Source organism: Collinsella intestinalis, assembly GCF_902364775.2.
Lineage (GTDB): Bacteria > Actinomycetota > Coriobacteriia > Coriobacteriales > Coriobacteriaceae > Collinsella.
The window spans coordinates 93489-108792 of the sequence record NZ_CABJEU020000002.1; the positions used below are offsets into that span (position 1 = coordinate 93489).

The 15304-nt window shown below is 63.5% G+C and carries 13 protein-coding genes; 10 read left to right on the top strand and 3 right to left on the bottom strand.

Going from position 1 to position 15304, the window contains the following annotated elements; all coding sequences use genetic code 11:
• The first annotated feature begins 49 nt into the window (after positions 1–49).
• The 4 genes from nadA to FY258_RS06165 all read left to right on the top strand — a co-directional run bounded on the left by nadA (position 50) and on the right by FY258_RS06165 (position 4031).
• A complete protein-coding gene (nadA, locus tag FY258_RS06150; protein ID WP_118104195.1) occupies positions 50–1021 on the top strand; it encodes a quinolinate synthase NadA in 972 nt (323 codons plus the stop codon).
• Positions 1022–1103: 82 nt separating this feature from the next.
• Positions 1104–2519 (top strand): L-aspartate oxidase, encoded by a 1416-nt coding sequence (locus FY258_RS06155; protein WP_118104197.1) that lies wholly within the window; start codon positions 1104–1106, stop codon positions 2517–2519.
• A gap of 9 nt (positions 2520–2528) precedes the next feature.
• Positions 2529–3380: a carboxylating nicotinate-nucleotide diphosphorylase gene (nadC, locus tag FY258_RS06160; RefSeq protein WP_118104199.1), complete on the top strand. Its 852-nt coding sequence runs from the start codon at positions 2529–2531 to the stop codon at positions 3378–3380.
• A 99-nt stretch (positions 3381–3479) separates the two neighbouring features.
• On the top strand, positions 3480–4031 hold the full coding sequence (locus FY258_RS06165; protein ID WP_118104201.1) for a transcription repressor NadR: 552 nt from the start codon (positions 3480–3482) through the stop codon (positions 4029–4031).
• 175 nt (positions 4032–4206) lie between these two features.
• Here the strand turns inward: FY258_RS06165 and FY258_RS06170 are convergent, their stop codons facing one another.
• Positions 4207–4392, bottom strand: a complete 186-nt coding sequence (locus FY258_RS06170) for a DUF362 domain-containing protein (RefSeq protein ID WP_039910702.1) — start codon at positions 4390–4392, stop codon at positions 4207–4209.
• Positions 4393–4734: 342 nt separating this feature from the next.
• Between FY258_RS06170 and dnaK the strand changes: the two genes are divergently transcribed.
• The 5 genes from dnaK to FY258_RS06195 all read left to right on the top strand — a co-directional run bounded on the left by dnaK (position 4735) and on the right by FY258_RS06195 (position 9391).
• Positions 4735–6621, top strand: a complete 1887-nt coding sequence (gene dnaK, locus FY258_RS06175) for a molecular chaperone DnaK (protein WP_118104203.1) — start codon at positions 4735–4737, stop codon at positions 6619–6621.
• 114 nt (positions 6622–6735) lie between these two features.
• Positions 6736–7491 carry a nucleotide exchange factor GrpE gene (locus FY258_RS06180; RefSeq protein WP_259324478.1) on the top strand — a complete coding sequence of 252 codons (756 nt, stop codon included), beginning with the start codon at positions 6736–6738 and terminating at the stop codon, positions 7489–7491.
• Positions 7492–7575: 84 nt separating this feature from the next.
• Entirely contained in the window at positions 7576–8514 is a 939-nt protein-coding gene (locus FY258_RS06185; protein ID WP_118104207.1) for a DnaJ C-terminal domain-containing protein, read from the top strand.
• A 100-nt stretch (positions 8515–8614) separates the two neighbouring features.
• Complete coding sequence (locus FY258_RS06190; RefSeq protein WP_118104209.1) at positions 8615–9028, top strand: heat shock protein transcriptional repressor HspR; 414 nt, start codon at positions 8615–8617, stop codon at positions 9026–9028.
• Positions 9029–9106: 78 nt separating this feature from the next.
• Positions 9107–9391: a cysteine-rich small domain-containing protein gene (locus FY258_RS06195; RefSeq protein WP_118104211.1), complete on the top strand. Its 285-nt coding sequence runs from the start codon at positions 9107–9109 to the stop codon at positions 9389–9391.
• Positions 9392–9639: 248 nt separating this feature from the next.
• Here the strand turns inward: FY258_RS06195 and FY258_RS06200 are convergent, their stop codons facing one another.
• Together FY258_RS06200 and FY258_RS06205 are read right to left on the bottom strand one after the other, a co-directional pair.
• Positions 9640–11511, bottom strand: a complete 1872-nt coding sequence (locus FY258_RS06200; RefSeq protein WP_118104213.1) for an oleate hydratase — start codon at positions 11509–11511, stop codon at positions 9640–9642.
• 249 nt (positions 11512–11760) lie between these two features.
• On the bottom strand, positions 11761–12312 hold the full coding sequence (locus FY258_RS06205; RefSeq protein WP_118104215.1) for a TetR/AcrR family transcriptional regulator: 552 nt from the start codon (positions 12310–12312) through the stop codon (positions 11761–11763).
• A 336-nt stretch (positions 12313–12648) separates the two neighbouring features.
• Here FY258_RS06205 and clpB point away from each other — a divergent pair, with 336 nt between their 5' ends.
• Positions 12649–15231 (top strand): ATP-dependent chaperone ClpB, encoded by a 2583-nt coding sequence (clpB, locus tag FY258_RS06210; protein WP_118104217.1) that lies wholly within the window; start codon positions 12649–12651, stop codon positions 15229–15231.
• Positions 15232–15304 lie beyond the last annotated feature (73 nt).

A 15304-nucleotide genomic window follows, 5' to 3' on the forward strand; every position in this document is an offset into this window, starting at 1 on the left:
CCCAGTGCCATACTTCCCTCAACGAACCTGCGAATGTCGGGAGGACCGCATGGCACAGACGAGGGGCGGGGCCCTGGAGCGCGCGGCGGCGGTGCCCGCCGAGACGCGCGAGCGTATCGAGGAACTCAAATCCGAGCGCGACGCGGTGATACTCGCGCATTACTATGTCGAGCCCGAGGTGCAGGCCGTCGCCGATTACGTGGGCGATTCGTTCTACCTCGCAAAACTCGCTAAGACCTTGCCGCAGCAGACCATCGTCTTGTGCGGCGTGGAATTCATGGGCGAAAGCGCCAAACTCCTCAATCGCGATAAGACCGTGCTCTTGCCGGAGCCTGCGGCGGATTGCCCCATGGCCCATATGGTGAGCCGGGCGACGATCGACGGCGCCCGTGCCGGGTACGGTGACGATCTTGCGGTGGTTTGCTACGTCAACTCGACCATGGAGATCAAGAGCTGGAGTGACGTCTGCGTGACCTCCTCCAACGCGGTCAAGATCGTGCGCGAGCTGCCGCAGCACCATGTCCTGTTCATTCCCGATCGCAACCTTGGTCGCCATGTCGCGCAGCAGGTGCCCGAGAAGCACGTGATCCTGAACGACGGATGCTGCCCGCGCCATGAGGCGATTTCCCTTGCCGAGCTGCGCGAGCTTAAGGCGGCGCACCCCGAGGCACTCGCGCTGGCGCACCCCGAGTGCACCGAGGCGATTCTGGCGGAGGCCGAGTTCATCGGTTCGACCGCCGATATCATCGGCTTCGCGGAGAAAAGCGCCGCGAGCGAGTTCATCATCGTGACGGTCGACGGTGTGCTCTACGAGCTGGAGCGGCGATGCGCCGGTCAGGGCAAGCGCTTCTATGTGACCAAGACCCCGCCCACCTGTGCCGATATGGACGGTATCACGCTCGATAAGCTCGTGGCGTGCCTCGAGAGCGGTTCGGGCGCCGTACATATCTCGGTTGATGAGGACGCGGCCCGCGCCGCGCAGCGCACGCTCGACCGCATGCTGGAATACGCCGCCCGCTAGGACGGGCCGGCAGGGTTCCGCATGGGCGGTGCCCGTCCGGATGCGCCCCTTGCGTGGGGCGCCGGAACGAAAGGGGCCGCGGATGGCGGCGAACCATATGGACATGACGTGCGATATCGCGATTGTCGGATGCGGCGTGGCGGGCTTGTATGCCGCGCTCACCGCGCCGGCGAGCGCCAAGATCGTGATGCTGTCGAAGGGTGCCCTCGACGAGTGCGATTCGATGCTCGCCCAGGGCGGCATCTGCGTGCTGCCCGAGGCCGAGGATTACGACTCGTTCTTTGAGGACACACTCCACGCCGGGCACGGCGAGAACCGTCGCGAGAGCGTGGACATCATGATCCGCTCCTCGCGCGCGGTCATCAACGACCTGATTGCGCTGGGCGCGGAGTTCGAGCGCGAGGAGGACGGCTCGCTGGCCTTCACGCGTGAGGGCGCGCACGCCCGGGCGCGCATCGCGTTCCATGCCGACGTGACGGGCAAGGAGATCACCGAGGCGCTCCTCGCGGCGGTCAAGCGCCTGCCCAACGTGCGGATTCTCGAGCATGTTGCCATGGTCGACCTGCTATTCGATACGCACGAGGGCGGCGGAGCGGATGCGGATGGCGCGCCCGCCTGCACGGGTGTGCTTGCGCTTCCCGTCACCGCTGCATCCTCGACGGCCACGATCGAGGAGCTGCGCGCCGTCGCCGGTGTGGGCGAGTCCCTCGTCGCTGCCCCCGCCGACCTTGAATGCGGTGAACCCTTCTGCATCCATGCGGAGAATACCCTGCTCGCTACGGGCGGCATCGGCGGAGTGTACCAGCATTCGACGAATTACCCCCAGCTCACGGGTGATGCGTGCTTCCTTGCCAGCGCTTACGGCATCAAACAGGAGCATCTCGAGTACGTGCAGATTCACCCCACCGGTCTGTATTCCGCCGAGCCCGGACGCACCTTCCTCGTGTCCGAGAGCTGCCGCGGTGAGGGCGCGATCTTGTTGAATCATGCCCAGGAGCGCTTTACCGACGAGCTCCAGCCGCGCGACGTGGTGGCCCGTGCCATCCAGGATGAGATGCGCAAAGAGGGCGCCGAGTACGAGTGGCTGAGTTTCGCCCCGGTCGATCCGCAGGTCGTGACCACGCACTTCGCCAACATCCACGCGCATTGCCTGGAAAAGGGGCGCGACATCCTCGCCGAGCCCATTCCAGTCGTCCCAACGCAGCATTACTTCATGGGCGGCGTACGGGTCGATCGCGATTCGGCCACGAGCATGCCGCATCTGTACGCGGCGGGGGAGACCGCCTGCAACGGCGTGCACGGCAAGAACCGTTTGGCGAGCAACTCGCTGCTTGAGTCTTTGGTATTCGCCCGCCGCGCGGCGTGGAAGATGGCAACGGGCGAAAGCCTGCCCGTGGAGGAGGCCGGCGCCCCGGCTCTCGATGGCGTGCACCGCGCGCCGTGCGACTTGTTCCCCGGTCTTCCGTCGTTCGAGCTGAACATCGACACTCTTATATAGGAGGCTCGCATGAATCCCATCACCATGAACCTGGTGGCCGACGACATCATCCGCTTTGCCCTGCGTGAGGATATGAACGCGGGCGATCTGTCGACCGAGTCCGTCTGCCCCGAGCGTCGCGAGGCCGAGGTGCAGCTCATCGCCAAGGCCGAGGGCGTGATCGCGGGTCTCGATGTGTTCGAGCGCGCCTTCACCCTGCTCGACCCGTGCACGAGCTTTGATGCTCGCGTCGCCGACGGCGATGCGGTCGAGCCCGGCCAGTTGCTGGGCATCGTGCGCGGCGACGCACGCGTCCTGCTCTCGGGCGAGCGCGTGGCCTTGAATTTCCTGCAGCGCATGAGCGGCATCGCGACGTACACACGCCGTATGGCCGCAGCTCTGGAGGGGACGAAGACCAGGCTCGTCGACACGCGCAAGACCACGCCGTGCCTGCGCATCTTCGAAAAGGCCGCGGTCGAGGCGGGCGGCGGTGCCAATCACCGCTACAACCTCTCCCAGGCGGTCATGCTCAAGGACAATCACATCGATGCCGCAGGCGGTATTGCCGCTGCGGTGGCGGGTGCCCGCGCGCACGCGCCGTTCGTCTGCACGGTCGAGGTCGAGTGCGAGGACCTGGACATGGTGCGCGAGGCGCTCGAAGCCGGAGCCGACATCATCATGCTCGACAACATGACGCACGAGCAGATGGCTGAGGCGGTCGCGCTCATCGACGGCCGGGCCAAGGTGGAGGCCTCGGGCAATGTGGACGCGGGCAACATCCGCGCCCTCGCCGACCTGGGAGTCGACTTCATCTCGTCCGGCGCCCTCACGCATTCGGCGCCCATCCTCGACCTGTCCCTCAAGCATCTGCGCATGGTGTAGCCGACATCTTTGGTGGAGAGGGGCCGCGTGCGGCTTGGTCCGGCGCCCCTCGCACACGAGAGAGATGGGCTTGTCGGATACGGATGGGAGGTGCGGCGAATGCCGTTGATGGGACATGAGCGCAGGACCGCGATTCTGCAGAGCCTGCGTGGGGCCGAGCGACCCGTGAGCGGGACGGCCCTGGCCGACGCCGCGGGCGTGAGCCGCCAGGTGATTGTGCAGGATATCGCCCTGCTGCGTGCCGACGGGCACGATATCGTGGCGACCAATCGCGGGTATGTGCTGCGCGAGGGTTCTTCGGATGCGGATATCCCCACGCGCCTGGTCAAGGTGCGCCATACGGTCGAGCAGCTCGAGGACGAGCTCAACACCATCGTCGATCTGGGTGGTACGGTTCAAAACGTGATGGTCAATCATCGCGCGTACGGCAAGATCACCGCGGACCTCGACATCCGCAGCCGCAGCGGGATCGCGCGGTATCTCGACGATATCCGTACGGGCAAGTCCACGCCGCTCATGACCGTGACGAGCGGGTATCACTTCCACCGCATCGCGGCCGAGAGCGAGGAGGCGCTCGACCGCATCGAAGCCGCCCTCGCCGCGCGCGGTTACCTCGCCGAGCTCATGCCCTATGAGGATGATTTTCAGTAGCCCCACCGCGCTTGCCAAGTCTCAATTGGGGACAGGTGCAAATTGAGACTTATCCCGCGCGCGACCGCGCGTGAGGTTCCGGTCGATACCATCTATATATACGAGAAAACCGGGTCCGACCCCTTGTTGGGTCGGACCCGGTTCTCATTGGATCCATATTCGGATGCGCGAGGGACTAGTCCTCGGCGATCTCGGTGATGGCGCCGGCGGGGCAGGCGTCCTGGCAAGCGCCGCAGGCAACGCAGGAATCCTCGTCGGCAACGGTGGCGACGTCGTTCAGCTCGAGAACGCCGGCCGGGCAAGCGTCGACGCAGACGCCGCAGGCGATGCACTCGTCGGCATCGATGATCGGATGAGCCATGGTAAACCTCCTCTGTAGCGCCCGGTGCCACAGGCGAAGAGGCAACGGGTCTTTTTCGGTCAAAAACATACCACGCACCGCCGCGAGCGCAAGGCCTTGCAGCGGCTTTCCACTGCCGTTCACCGAGTTAGCCCTTGCAAACTTAGAATGGGGACCCTTCGTCTGCACCGCAGCCTGGCGCGGAGCGCCCTTATCAATGTGGAGGATAGGAAATCTTATATGAATTGACTTAGATTTTGTATAAGGCGCGTCATAAGGGGATACACTATGCCATGAACAAACGCCGAAGCGCCGTGGGCATCCGCACATGCGCGTCACGCAACCCAACGAAGGGAAGTAATCATGAGCAAGATTCTCGGTATCGACCTGGGCACCACCAACTCCGCCATGGCGGTTCTCGAGGGCGGCACCCCCACCACCATCGTGAACGCCGAGGGCGACCGCACCACCCCGTCCGTCGTGGGCTTCCGCGCCGACGGCGACCGCATCGTGGGCAAGGCGGCCAAGAACCAGGCCGTCACCAACCCCAAGAACACCGTGTTCTCCATCAAGCGTTTCATGGGCCGCAAGTTCTCCGAGGTGAAGGACGAGCTCAAGACCGTGCCTTACGAGGTCAAGGAGGGCAGCAACGGCCGTTGCGTCGTCATGATCGACGGCGAGGAGTTCACCCCCGAGCAGATCTCGGCCATGACCCTCGCCAAGATGAAGGCCGACGCCGAGAAGTACCTCGGCGAGACCATCTCCGAGGCCGTCATCACCGTCCCGGCCTACTTCAACGACGCCCAGCGTCAGGCCACCAAGGACGCCGGCCGCATCGCCGGCCTCGACGTGAAGCGTATCGTCAACGAGCCCACCGCCTCTGCCCTGGCCTACGGCCTGGACAAGCAGGACAAGGAGCAGAAGGTCCTCGTCTTCGACCTCGGCGGCGGTACCTTCGACGTGTCCCTGCTCGACCTGGCCGACGGCGTCTTCGAGGTTCTCGCCACCAACGGCGACAACCACCTCGGCGGTGACGACTGGGATCAGCGCGTCATCGACTGGATGGCCGACAAGTTCCAGTCCGAGAACGGCGTCGACCTGCGTCAGGACCCCATGGCCCTGCAGCGCTTGAAGGAGGCCGCCGAGAACGCCAAGAAGGAGCTCTCGAGCGCCCAGCAGGCCGTCATCAACCTGCCCTTCATCACCATGAACCAGTCCGGCCCGCTGCACCTCAACTACACGCTGTCCCGCGCCGAGTTCGAGAAGATCACCCGCGATCTGCTCGAGCGCTGCAAGGCCCCGGTCACCAAGGCCCTGAACGACGCCGGCGTCTCCCTGTCCGAGGTTGACGAGGTCATCCTGGTCGGCGGCTCCACCCGTATGCCCGCCGTGCAGGAGCTCGTCAAGAACATGACCGGCAAGCAGCCCAACATGTCCGTGAACCCTGACGAGGTCGTCTGCAACGGCGCTGCCGTCCAGGGCGGCGTGCTCACCGGTGACGTCGAGGGCATCCTGCTGCTCGACGTGACCCCGCTGTCGCTCGGCGTCGAGACCATGGGCGGCATCATGACCAAGATGATCGACCGCAACACCACGATCCCGACCTCCAAGACCGAGATCTACTCCACGGCCGCCGATAACCAGACCTCCGTCGAGATCAACGTCCTCCAGGGCGAGCGCGAGCTGGCTCGCGACAACAAGTCCCTCGGCAAGTTCCAGCTCTCCGGTATCCCGGCCGCCCGTCGCGGCGTTCCGCAGATCGAGGTCACCTTCGACATCGACGCCAACGGCATCGTGAAGGTCTCCGCCAAGGACAAGGGCACCGGCAAGGAGCAGTCCATCACCATTTCCGGCTCCACCGCGCTTTCCGACGAGGAAGTCGATCGCATGGTGAAGGACGCCGAGTCCCACGCCGAGGAGGACAAGAAGCAGAAGGAGGAGGTCGAGGCCCGTAACCAGACCGACTCCCTGTGCTACTCCACCGAGCAGACCCTCGCCGAGCTCGGCGACAAGGTCTCCGGCGACCTCAAGTCCAAGGCCGAGTCCGCCATCGCCGACGCCAAGAAGGCGCTCGAGGGCTCTGACATCGAGGCCATCAAGTCTGCCGGCGAGGCCCTGCAGTCCGTGGCGTACGAGCTCGCCCAGATGGTGTACGCCGACGCCCAGGCCGCCGCGCCCGGTGCCGACGGCGCTGCTGCCGCCGACGACGTGGTCGACGCCGAGTACGAGGTCGTCGACGACGAGGAGTAAGCTCCTCGAGACGCATCCGCCGCGCGCCCCGCGCGTGAGCGCCGCATGAGAGTTCGGGGCGGCCGGCCTGCCAGCTGGCGAGCCGGCCGCCCTTTGCATGATAAGGAGACGGACGTGAAGATACCCGTGGAGGATGCCGTCGAGGCATCCGCGCAGGCACCTGATTCCGCCGATACAACCATTGAGAAGGAGGCAGCCGTCATGGCCGACGAAACCGAGGAGATGACCGAGGAGGAGATGGTCGAGGCCGCCATCCGCGCCGGTGAGGAGGCTGCGGACAACGATTTCAAGTTGAAGTACGAGAAGACCGCAGCGGAGCTGGCGGAGGTCCGCGAGCAGCTCGCCGCCGCCGAGGATGCCCGCGAGACCGCCGAGGCCAAGGCCGCCGACGCCGTGAACCGTCACGCCCGCCTGCAGGCCGATTGGGAGAACTACCGTCGCCGCACCGCCCAGGAGCGCCTGGACGAGCGCGCCCGCGCCACCGAGAAGCTCATCGAGGCCCTGTTGCCCGTGGTGGACGATATGGAGCGCGCGCTCGACCACGCCCGCACCCAGGAGCTCGCCGACGACTTCAAGCAGTTCGTCGACGGCGTGGACGCGGTTCGCTCCAAGCTGCTCAGCGTGTTTGACGGTGAGGGCGTCGAGGCGATCGACCCCAAGGGGGAGGCCTTCGACTGCAACATCCACCAGGCCGTCGGCCGCGTGGAGGACGCATCTCAGTATGACGAGACCGTCAACGACGTGTACCAGAAGGGCTACCGCATGGGTGGCAAGGTGCTGCGTCCCGCCATGGTCACCGTGACCTACGGCGGCGAGGCCCGCCCGGTGATCGTCGAGGACGACGAGGACGCCGAGGCCGAGACCGAGTAGCGGCTCGCGGTTGCACATATGCATGATTCAGGCAGGGCCCTGGGATGAGACGCCCGGGGCCCTCTTTGAGAAGGGAGGGTTCACATGCCTTCATCTAAGAGCTTTTACGATGTCCTGGGCGTAAGCAAGAACGCCTCCGACAAGGAGATCAAGTCGGCGTTTCGCAAGCTGGCTCAGAAGTACCACCCCGATCGCGGTGGCGACGAGGCGAAGTTCAAGGAGATCTCCGAGGCGTATGAGACGCTGTCCAATCCGGACAAGCGCAAAGAGTACGACATGATGCTGCAGTTCGGCGGCATTCCCGGCCAGGGCGGCTATGCGTATGCCGGCGGCGCCGGCGGTCCGTCGATGGCCGACATCTTTGGCAGCATGTTCCGCGGCGAGGGCGTGAGCGGCGCATATGGCGCCGATCCCACGAGCTTCGATTTCGGCGACATGTTCGGGGGCGGCCGCGCCCGCGCCCGCAAGGGCAACGACCTGCGCGCCGTGATCGACGTGACGTTCGACGAGGCCCTGCACGGAGCCAAGCGCAGCGTGACGCACCGCATTCCCTCGACGGGGGAGAGCGACACCATCGAGGTGACGATTCCCGCCGGCTGCTACGACGGCATGAAGCTGCGGTACAAGAATCATGGCGAGTACGGTGTAAACGGTGGCCCGCGCGGCAGCATGCTCATCGAGTTCCACGTGGCGGAGCATCCGGTGTTCAAGCGCCGCGGCAAGTCCGCCGACGTTGCGATCGATGTGCCGGTGTCCATGTACGAGGCCGCCCTGGGTTGCACGGTCGACGTGCCCACGCCCTCGGGCAAGACGCTGCGCCTCAAGGTCCCCGCGGGGACCCAGTCGGGCAAGAGTTTCCGCTTCAAGGACATGGGCATGCCCGATGTGAAGCGCTCGGGCCATACCGGCGCTCTGCTCGCCACGGTGAACGTGAAGGTGCCCGTGAGTCTGACGGAAAAGGAGCGCGCGGCCCTGGAGAAGCTCCGCGACGCCGATGAGCGCATCTATCGCCCCGCTGTGTAATTGGGGACGGGTGCATTTTGCACATCCGCGCGCCGGGTCGCTGTGCCCCGGCGCGCGACGCGTACAATAGGATTCGATGATTCGATCGGATGGGGGAAGCATGACCGAAGAGAGCCGTAACAAACCGCTGTATATGATCTCCGTTGCCGCGGAGCTCACGGGCATGCATCCCCAGACGCTGCGCGTGTACGAGTCCAAGGGCCTGGTGAATCCCAAGCGCTCGGGCGGCAACACGCGCCTGTACTCCCAGGCCGACATCGAGCGTCTCGAGCTGATCAACCAGCTCACCGACGAGGGCATCAACCTCGCCGGCGTGGTGCGCATCCTGGACATGAAGGAACGCGCCGAGGCTCGCGAGCTCGAGGCCGAAAAGCTGCGCTCTCGCGTGCGTCAGCTCGAGGATGAGCTCCACGAGCTCAAGATGCAGAAGCGCATCACCGCACTCGCTCCGCGCGACGGCTCCGCCGACCCCGAGAAGGTCCTGCGCGGCCTGCTCTCCGGCGGCGACCTGTAAACCTCAATTCAGGGACTGTCCCTCAATTGAGGTTCCCGGCGCGGGGCGAAAGGGGTGCGGGCGAGAAAGAGAGCTGCGATGGTTGGGGAGAACGGCGACATGAGCGATGCGCCCTCGGGTGAGAATTATCGGTTCTTCAATCACAGCGTCTGTGAGTTCTACCCATGTCACGACATGCCGGCCGAGGATTTGAACTGCCTGTTCTGCTTTTGCCCGCTGTATCGCCTGGGCGAGGACTGCGGTGGGAACTTCACCTATGTAACCGGTGCCGGTGGTGCGCGCATCAAGGACTGCAGCGCCTGCACCGTGCCGCACCGTCGCGAGAATTACGACTACATCATCGGCCGCCTCGCCTCGAGATAAGAGTTTGATTGAGAAGAGCCCCCGATGGGGGGCTTCGGCTCATGTCGGCTCCGGCCTTGCGGGATCATGCTGCTCATCCTGCGGGCGCCGTGGGAAAGGTGTGTCCGGGGCTGCCGCGACATTCTCGTTGGGTCTTGAGGGACGCTAATAAATAGACTTGCTTGAAGCCGCCCCTGTTATCGGGACGGCTTCTTTTTGTCGAAAACCACCACAAAGGGGCCTGCCCCCTTTGTGGTGGTTCTTGTGTGCTAGATTGCGCCGTACTCCTTGAGGAGTTTGGCGATGTCGGTTCCCTCGACCTTCTTGAGCACTTCTTTGAGAGCAATCCGCTCAACCATAGGCAGCTTCATGCTGGTGATGGGCTCACCGTCGCGTAGTTTAACGCTGCTCATAAGGAGGTCACGCACGTCAAAGACCGAACCCCAGACCTCGGGTACGCCGCGGTCGACATCGCAGAGCGTGTAGACGGCTTCCATGCCGGTGCGCATGGAGTACTCAGTCGTAAAGATCGTGTCACGCGGCGTCTCGGCGAACTGGCCCAGGAACGCGAAGTTCACGGCGCCATCGGGCACCACGTCGGGGCGGTCGCCTGCTTCACGCGGCATAAAGAAGGCGGTGATGTAGGGCATCATGACGGGCACGGTGTTGGCGTGATTTGCCGCCAGCTCAACAATCTTATCCTCGGGAACGCCCAGGTGATACAGCCATTCCTGGCAAATCTCCTCGCCGGTGCAGTCGCGCATGGCCTTCTTGACGTAGTCGCCGGGCTTGTCGGTAAACAGGCCATACACCCACACGCAAAGCTGGTCTTTGGGCTGATCGCGGAACTGCTGTTGGCGGTTGATCGTCCAGCTCATAAGCCAGCCCGAATCCTCGCAGGTCACAATGCCACCGGTCACGACGTGCCCGGTAAAGGGATCGCGATGGCAGATCTTTTGGATATAGGGCACAATCTCGCCGTCGAGCGTGGTGACCGTGGCGCTCATCCAGTTGCTCTTCTCGGGGTCACCGCAGAACTTATCGGGATGACCAAAGCTCGGATCTTGCGCTGCGATACGACGCCACATGTCCCAACCGCCACCGGGGCGAATCGTCGGATCCCATGCGGCGGGCTTATCCTGCGCGCCGATCGTCGAGTTTTCCACACAGCCGCCGTTGGTGATAAAGACCAGGTCATCCTCAGTGAGGTCGATGTTCGAAATCTCGCCTGCATGCGTCACGGTGATGCGACGCGCGACCTTCTTGGTGCTCGTACTGTAGGGGTTGCGCGCAAAGGCGGCCTGCTGGATGCGCTGAATCGTGTCCTGGCCGGTGCCAGTGACGGCGCGGCGCGGACCCTCGCCGCCGCCCACCTCAAACACCACGTTTTCGACCTTGGTGTCAAAGTGGAACTGCACGCCGTGCGCCTCGAGATAGCGCTGCATGGGCAGAATCATCGACTCGTACTGGTTGTAGCGGGTGAAGCGCAGGGCGCTAAAGTCGGGCAGACCCGCGATGTGGTGGATGTAGCGGCGGATATAGAGCTTCATCTCGAGCGCCGAGTGCCAGTTCTCAAAGGCGAACATGGTGCGCCAGTACATCCAGAAATTCGAGTTGAGCACCTCGTCGTCAAAGAAATCGGTGATGGGACGGTTCGCCAGCTCCTCGTCGGGCGTAAAGAACAGGTCCATGATCTCGGTCGCCGCCTTGTCCGACAGGCCGAACTTGCCATCGGTGCCGCCGTCTTGGCCACGGTTCTTAGTCGAGCGGCACAGCGAGTAGTTGGGATCCTCCTTATTGAGCCAGTAGTACTCGTCGAGCACGGAGATGTCCGGATCTTCAATCGAGGGAATGGAGCGGAAAAGATCCCACATGACCTCAAAGTGGTTGTCCATCTCGCGGCCGCCGCGCATGACATAGCCCACGCCGGGGATGTCGGCACCATCGCAGGCGCCGCCCGCAACGGGGTCCTTTTCGAGGATATGGATGTGGCTTCCGGGCATTTGCGCATCGCGCACCAGATAGCAGGCTGCGGTAAGTGCGCCCAGGCCGGTGCCGATGATGTAGGCGCTCTTGTGGTCGATGCCCGCAGGCTTCTTGGGACGAGCAAAGGCTTCGTAGTTTCCACTTGAATAGTACATGGTTCCTCCTTGCCAACGAAGTTCGTTAACAAGCTTTTGCCCTGATCAACGCGGCTTAGCCGATACAAGATCGTCACCTTGTACGATTTTTAATCAACGGGGGCGGATTGTACAAATCTGCTTGGCTTTGGTCTCCCAAGGTCATGCCGGGCCGGGTTTCGATTTGGGAAGTGGGCTTCGCTAACTTCCCAAACCGAAACCCGGCCCGGCATGACGCACTTGGCCGCTTTGCGCTCCAACGTGTAATAGTCAAAATCTCGCCAGCGCTGCGTCAATCTGACCTTCGCATATTTTGGAAACGCGCTCGGCTACTGCGCTCGGGTCCTCGGCCATGCCTGCGGCAATCCAGTCGAGCATTACACCGATAAATGCATGTGCGAAAAAGCGGGACAGAAAGTCCTTGTCGCTTTGTGAGACGCTCTTGCCTGCGGCGTGCTCTTCGACCACGCCTTCGATCAGGTCGAATGTCACGGGCTGCAGAAAACGCTGGATGCGCTCGGCGCTCACACAGTGATAGACGTTCATGATAAAGGGCTTGTTGTCGCGCACCGCGAGCATGATGTTTTCCAGGCCCACCTGCCAGGTATCGGCCGTCTTGTTGTTGGCGAGCGCGCGGCCGGCGTCTTCCTCACATGCCCATTCAACCAGGTCGTAGATGTCCTGAAAGTGATAGTAGAACGTCATGCGGCTGACCCCGCAGTCCTCAGTGAGGTCCGCGATGGTGATCTTAGTCAGTGGCTTTTGAAGCAGTAGTCGCTTAAGAGAATCTTCCAACGCGCGCTTTGTCAGTTGTCCAGCCATTGCTCTCCCGCCATCGAAGTTGAATCATGGAATATTCCCATGGTACCCCGCATGCAATCACCTTCCACGAAGGGAACAGGCGCCTTTGTGGCGGCTCGATTCGTCTCAATCTGTAACATCTAGAGCCAGAAACAGCCGCTAGATGTTACAGATTGAGATAGTGAGGGGACGAGGCCGTAGCGGGTGAGCATGCCTGCTCCCTATCTCTCAATCACTCAGAAAATCTTATATATAGAGACTTAGATTTGTGTATAAGATCGTACAAAGCTGGCAACAATACTTCTCGAACAACGTGAAGCCGCCCCGTAGGGCGGCCGCCCCAAGAGAGGTGATTCCATGAGAATCGATAAGCTAGCAATGACGTCGCGCGAGGCGCTGCAGACCGCCATGAGCACGGCTGCCGACGCGCAGGCCGGCGCGGTAGAGCCGATTCACCTGCTGTCCGCCCTGCTCGGTGCCGGCGAGCGCAATATCTCCGTGATCATCGAGCGCATCGGTGCCGATCCGGCACAGCTCGCACGCTCCACACAGGATGCCATCGACCATGCGCCCAAGGTTTCGGGCGAGGGCCAGCAGATGGGCCTGTCCAACGAGCTCGTCCGCGTCATCGAGAAGGCCGAGAAGAAGGCCACCAAGATGGGCGACAGCTTTGTGGTGACCGAGCATCTGCTGATGGCGCTTGCCGAGGACAAGGGCGAGGCCGGCCGCGTTCTGCGCGACGCCGGCGTCACCAAGGAGCGTATCGAGCAGGTCTACGAGGAGCTGCGCGGCGATGACCGCGTGACGTCTGCCGAGGACAAGACCCAGTTTGAGGCGCTGGAGCAGTACGGACGCAACATCTGCGACCTTGCCCGCGCCGGCAAGCTCGACCCTGTCATCGGCCGTACCGACGAGATCCGTCGTACCATTCAGGTCCTGTCCCGTCGCACTAAGAACAACCCCGTGCTCATCGGCGAGCCGGGCGTCGGCAAGACGGCCATCGTCGAGGGTATCGCTCAGCGTATCGTGGCCGGCGATGTACCGAGCACCCTGCGCGACCGCGACCTCATCGAGCTCGACATGAGCGCGCTGGTCGCCGGTGCCAAATACCGTGGCGAGTTCGAGGACCGCTTGAAGGCGGTGCTCAAGGAAGTGCAAAAGTCTGAGGGCAGGGTCATCCTGTTCATCGATGAGCTCCATACCATCGTGGGCGCGGGTGCTACCGAGGGCTCCATGGATGCCGGCAACATCCTGAAGCCGGCGCTCGCCCGTGGCGACCTGCATGCGATCGGCGCGACCACGCTCGACGAGTACCGCAAGTACATCGAGAAGGACGCGGCACTCGCACGTCGTTTCCAGACCGTGATGGTGAGCGAGCCCACCGTCGAGGACACCATCTCGATTCTGCGTGGCCTCAAGGAGAAGTACGAGATCTTCCACGGCGTGCACATCACCGATAGCGCACTCGTGGCCGCGGCGGACCTCTCGAGCCGCTACATCGCCGACCGCTTCCTGCCCGACAAGGCCATCGACCTGGTGGACGAGGCGGCGAGCCGCCTGCGCATGGAGCTCGACAGCATGCCGGTCGAGATTGACGCCACCACGCGCCAGCTTACCCAGATGCAGATCGAGGAGCAGGCACTCATGAAGGAGACCGACGACGCCTCCAAGGAGCGTCTGGAGGCCCTGCGCCAAGAGATCGCCGAGGTCCAGGAAAAGCTCAACGTGCAAAAGGCCGGCTGGCTCAACCAAAAGAACGCCATCGACCATGTGCAGGAGCTCAAGGGCCAGCTCGACGAGGCCAAGAGCGAGGAGGAGCGCGCGACGCGCAACGGTGATCTGGGCCGTGCGTCCGAGCTGCGCTACTCCGTGATTCCGGGTCTGCAGCAGCAGATCCAGGATTCCGAGGCTGCGCTCGAGGCGCAAAAGCAGCAGGACGGCGAGGGGCTCAACGAGCAGGTGACCTCCGACGAGATCGCCGAGGTCGTGAGTGCCTGGACCGGCGTGCCCGTGTCCAAGATGATGCAGGGCGAGCTGGAAAAGCTCCAAGGTCTCGAGGATGAGCTCCACAAGCGCGTCATCGGCCAGGACGAGGCCGTTCGCGCCGTGGCCGCCGCCGTGCGCCGCAGCCGCGCGGGTCTTTCCGATCCCGATCGCCCCATCGGCAGCTTCTTCTTCCTCGGCCCCACCGGCGTGGGCAAGACCGAGCTCGCCAAGGCGCTCGCCGAGTGCCTGTTCGACGACGAGCGTGCGCTTGTGCGCATCGACATGTCCGAGTACATGGAGAAGTTCAGCGTGCAGCGCCTCATCGGCGCGCCCCCGGGATACGTGGGCTACGACGAGGGCGGTCAGCTCACCGAGGCGGTCCGCCGCAGGCCCTACTCCGTCATCTTGCTGGATGAGATGGAGAAGGCGCATCCGGACGTCTTCAACGTGCTGTTGCAGGTGCTCGATGACGGTCGCCTCACCGACGGCCAGGGCCGCCAGGTGAGCTTCAAGAACACGATCATCATCATGACGAGCAACGTTGGTTCGAATGCGATCGCCGAGTACGCGGGGCGTGACGAAGCCGAGATGCGCCGTCTGGTGGATGAGGCCATGAGCCATACGTTCAGGCCCGAGTTCCTGAACCGCATCGACGACATTGTGGTGTTCCACCCGCTCGGCATGGGTGAGATCGAGAAGATCGTCGACATCCAGCTTGCCGACGTGCGTCGCCGTCTGGCCAAGGAGCGCATGACGCTTACGATCGAGCCGCGCGCCAAGCAGTTGCTCGCCGAGGGCGGCTTGGACCCGGTGTTCGGCGCCCGCCCGCTCAAGCGCCTCATTCAGCGCGAGGTGGTGGACGCGATCGCGCGTGCCATCATCGACGGTCGCGTGCGCGAGGGCGACGAGGTGAAGATCGACGTCGACGGGGACGGCTCGTTCGTCGTCGTGTAAGAAATGCCGCATTGACGATGGGCGCCGGTTGCGTGCTGCAGCCGGCGCCCGTTTTTAAGATCCGAATGGAAGC

Coding starts and splice junctions, on each gene's coding strand:
- nadA (WP_118104195.1), top strand. CDS start 50: ATGGCACAGACGAGGGGCGGGGCCCTGGAGCGCGCGGCGGCGGTGCCC.
- FY258_RS06155 (WP_118104197.1), top strand. CDS start 1,104: ATGGCGGCGAACCATATGGACATGACGTGCGATATCGCGATTGTCGGA.
- nadC (WP_118104199.1), top strand. CDS start 2,529: ATGAATCCCATCACCATGAACCTGGTGGCCGACGACATCATCCGCTTT.
- FY258_RS06165 (WP_118104201.1), top strand. CDS start 3,480: ATGCCGTTGATGGGACATGAGCGCAGGACCGCGATTCTGCAGAGCCTG.
- FY258_RS06170 (WP_039910702.1), bottom strand. CDS start 4,392: ATGGCTCATCCGATCATCGATGCCGACGAGTGCATCGCCTGCGGCGTC.
- dnaK (WP_118104203.1), top strand. CDS start 4,735: ATGAGCAAGATTCTCGGTATCGACCTGGGCACCACCAACTCCGCCATG.
- FY258_RS06185 (WP_118104207.1), top strand. CDS start 7,576: ATGCCTTCATCTAAGAGCTTTTACGATGTCCTGGGCGTAAGCAAGAAC.
- FY258_RS06190 (WP_118104209.1), top strand. CDS start 8,615: ATGACCGAAGAGAGCCGTAACAAACCGCTGTATATGATCTCCGTTGCC.
- FY258_RS06195 (WP_118104211.1), top strand. CDS start 9,107: ATGGTTGGGGAGAACGGCGACATGAGCGATGCGCCCTCGGGTGAGAAT.
- FY258_RS06200 (WP_118104213.1), bottom strand. CDS start 11,511: ATGTACTATTCAAGTGGAAACTACGAAGCCTTTGCTCGTCCCAAGAAG.
- FY258_RS06205 (WP_118104215.1), bottom strand. CDS start 12,312: ATGGCTGGACAACTGACAAAGCGCGCGTTGGAAGATTCTCTTAAGCGA.
- clpB (WP_118104217.1), top strand. CDS start 12,649: ATGAGAATCGATAAGCTAGCAATGACGTCGCGCGAGGCGCTGCAGACC.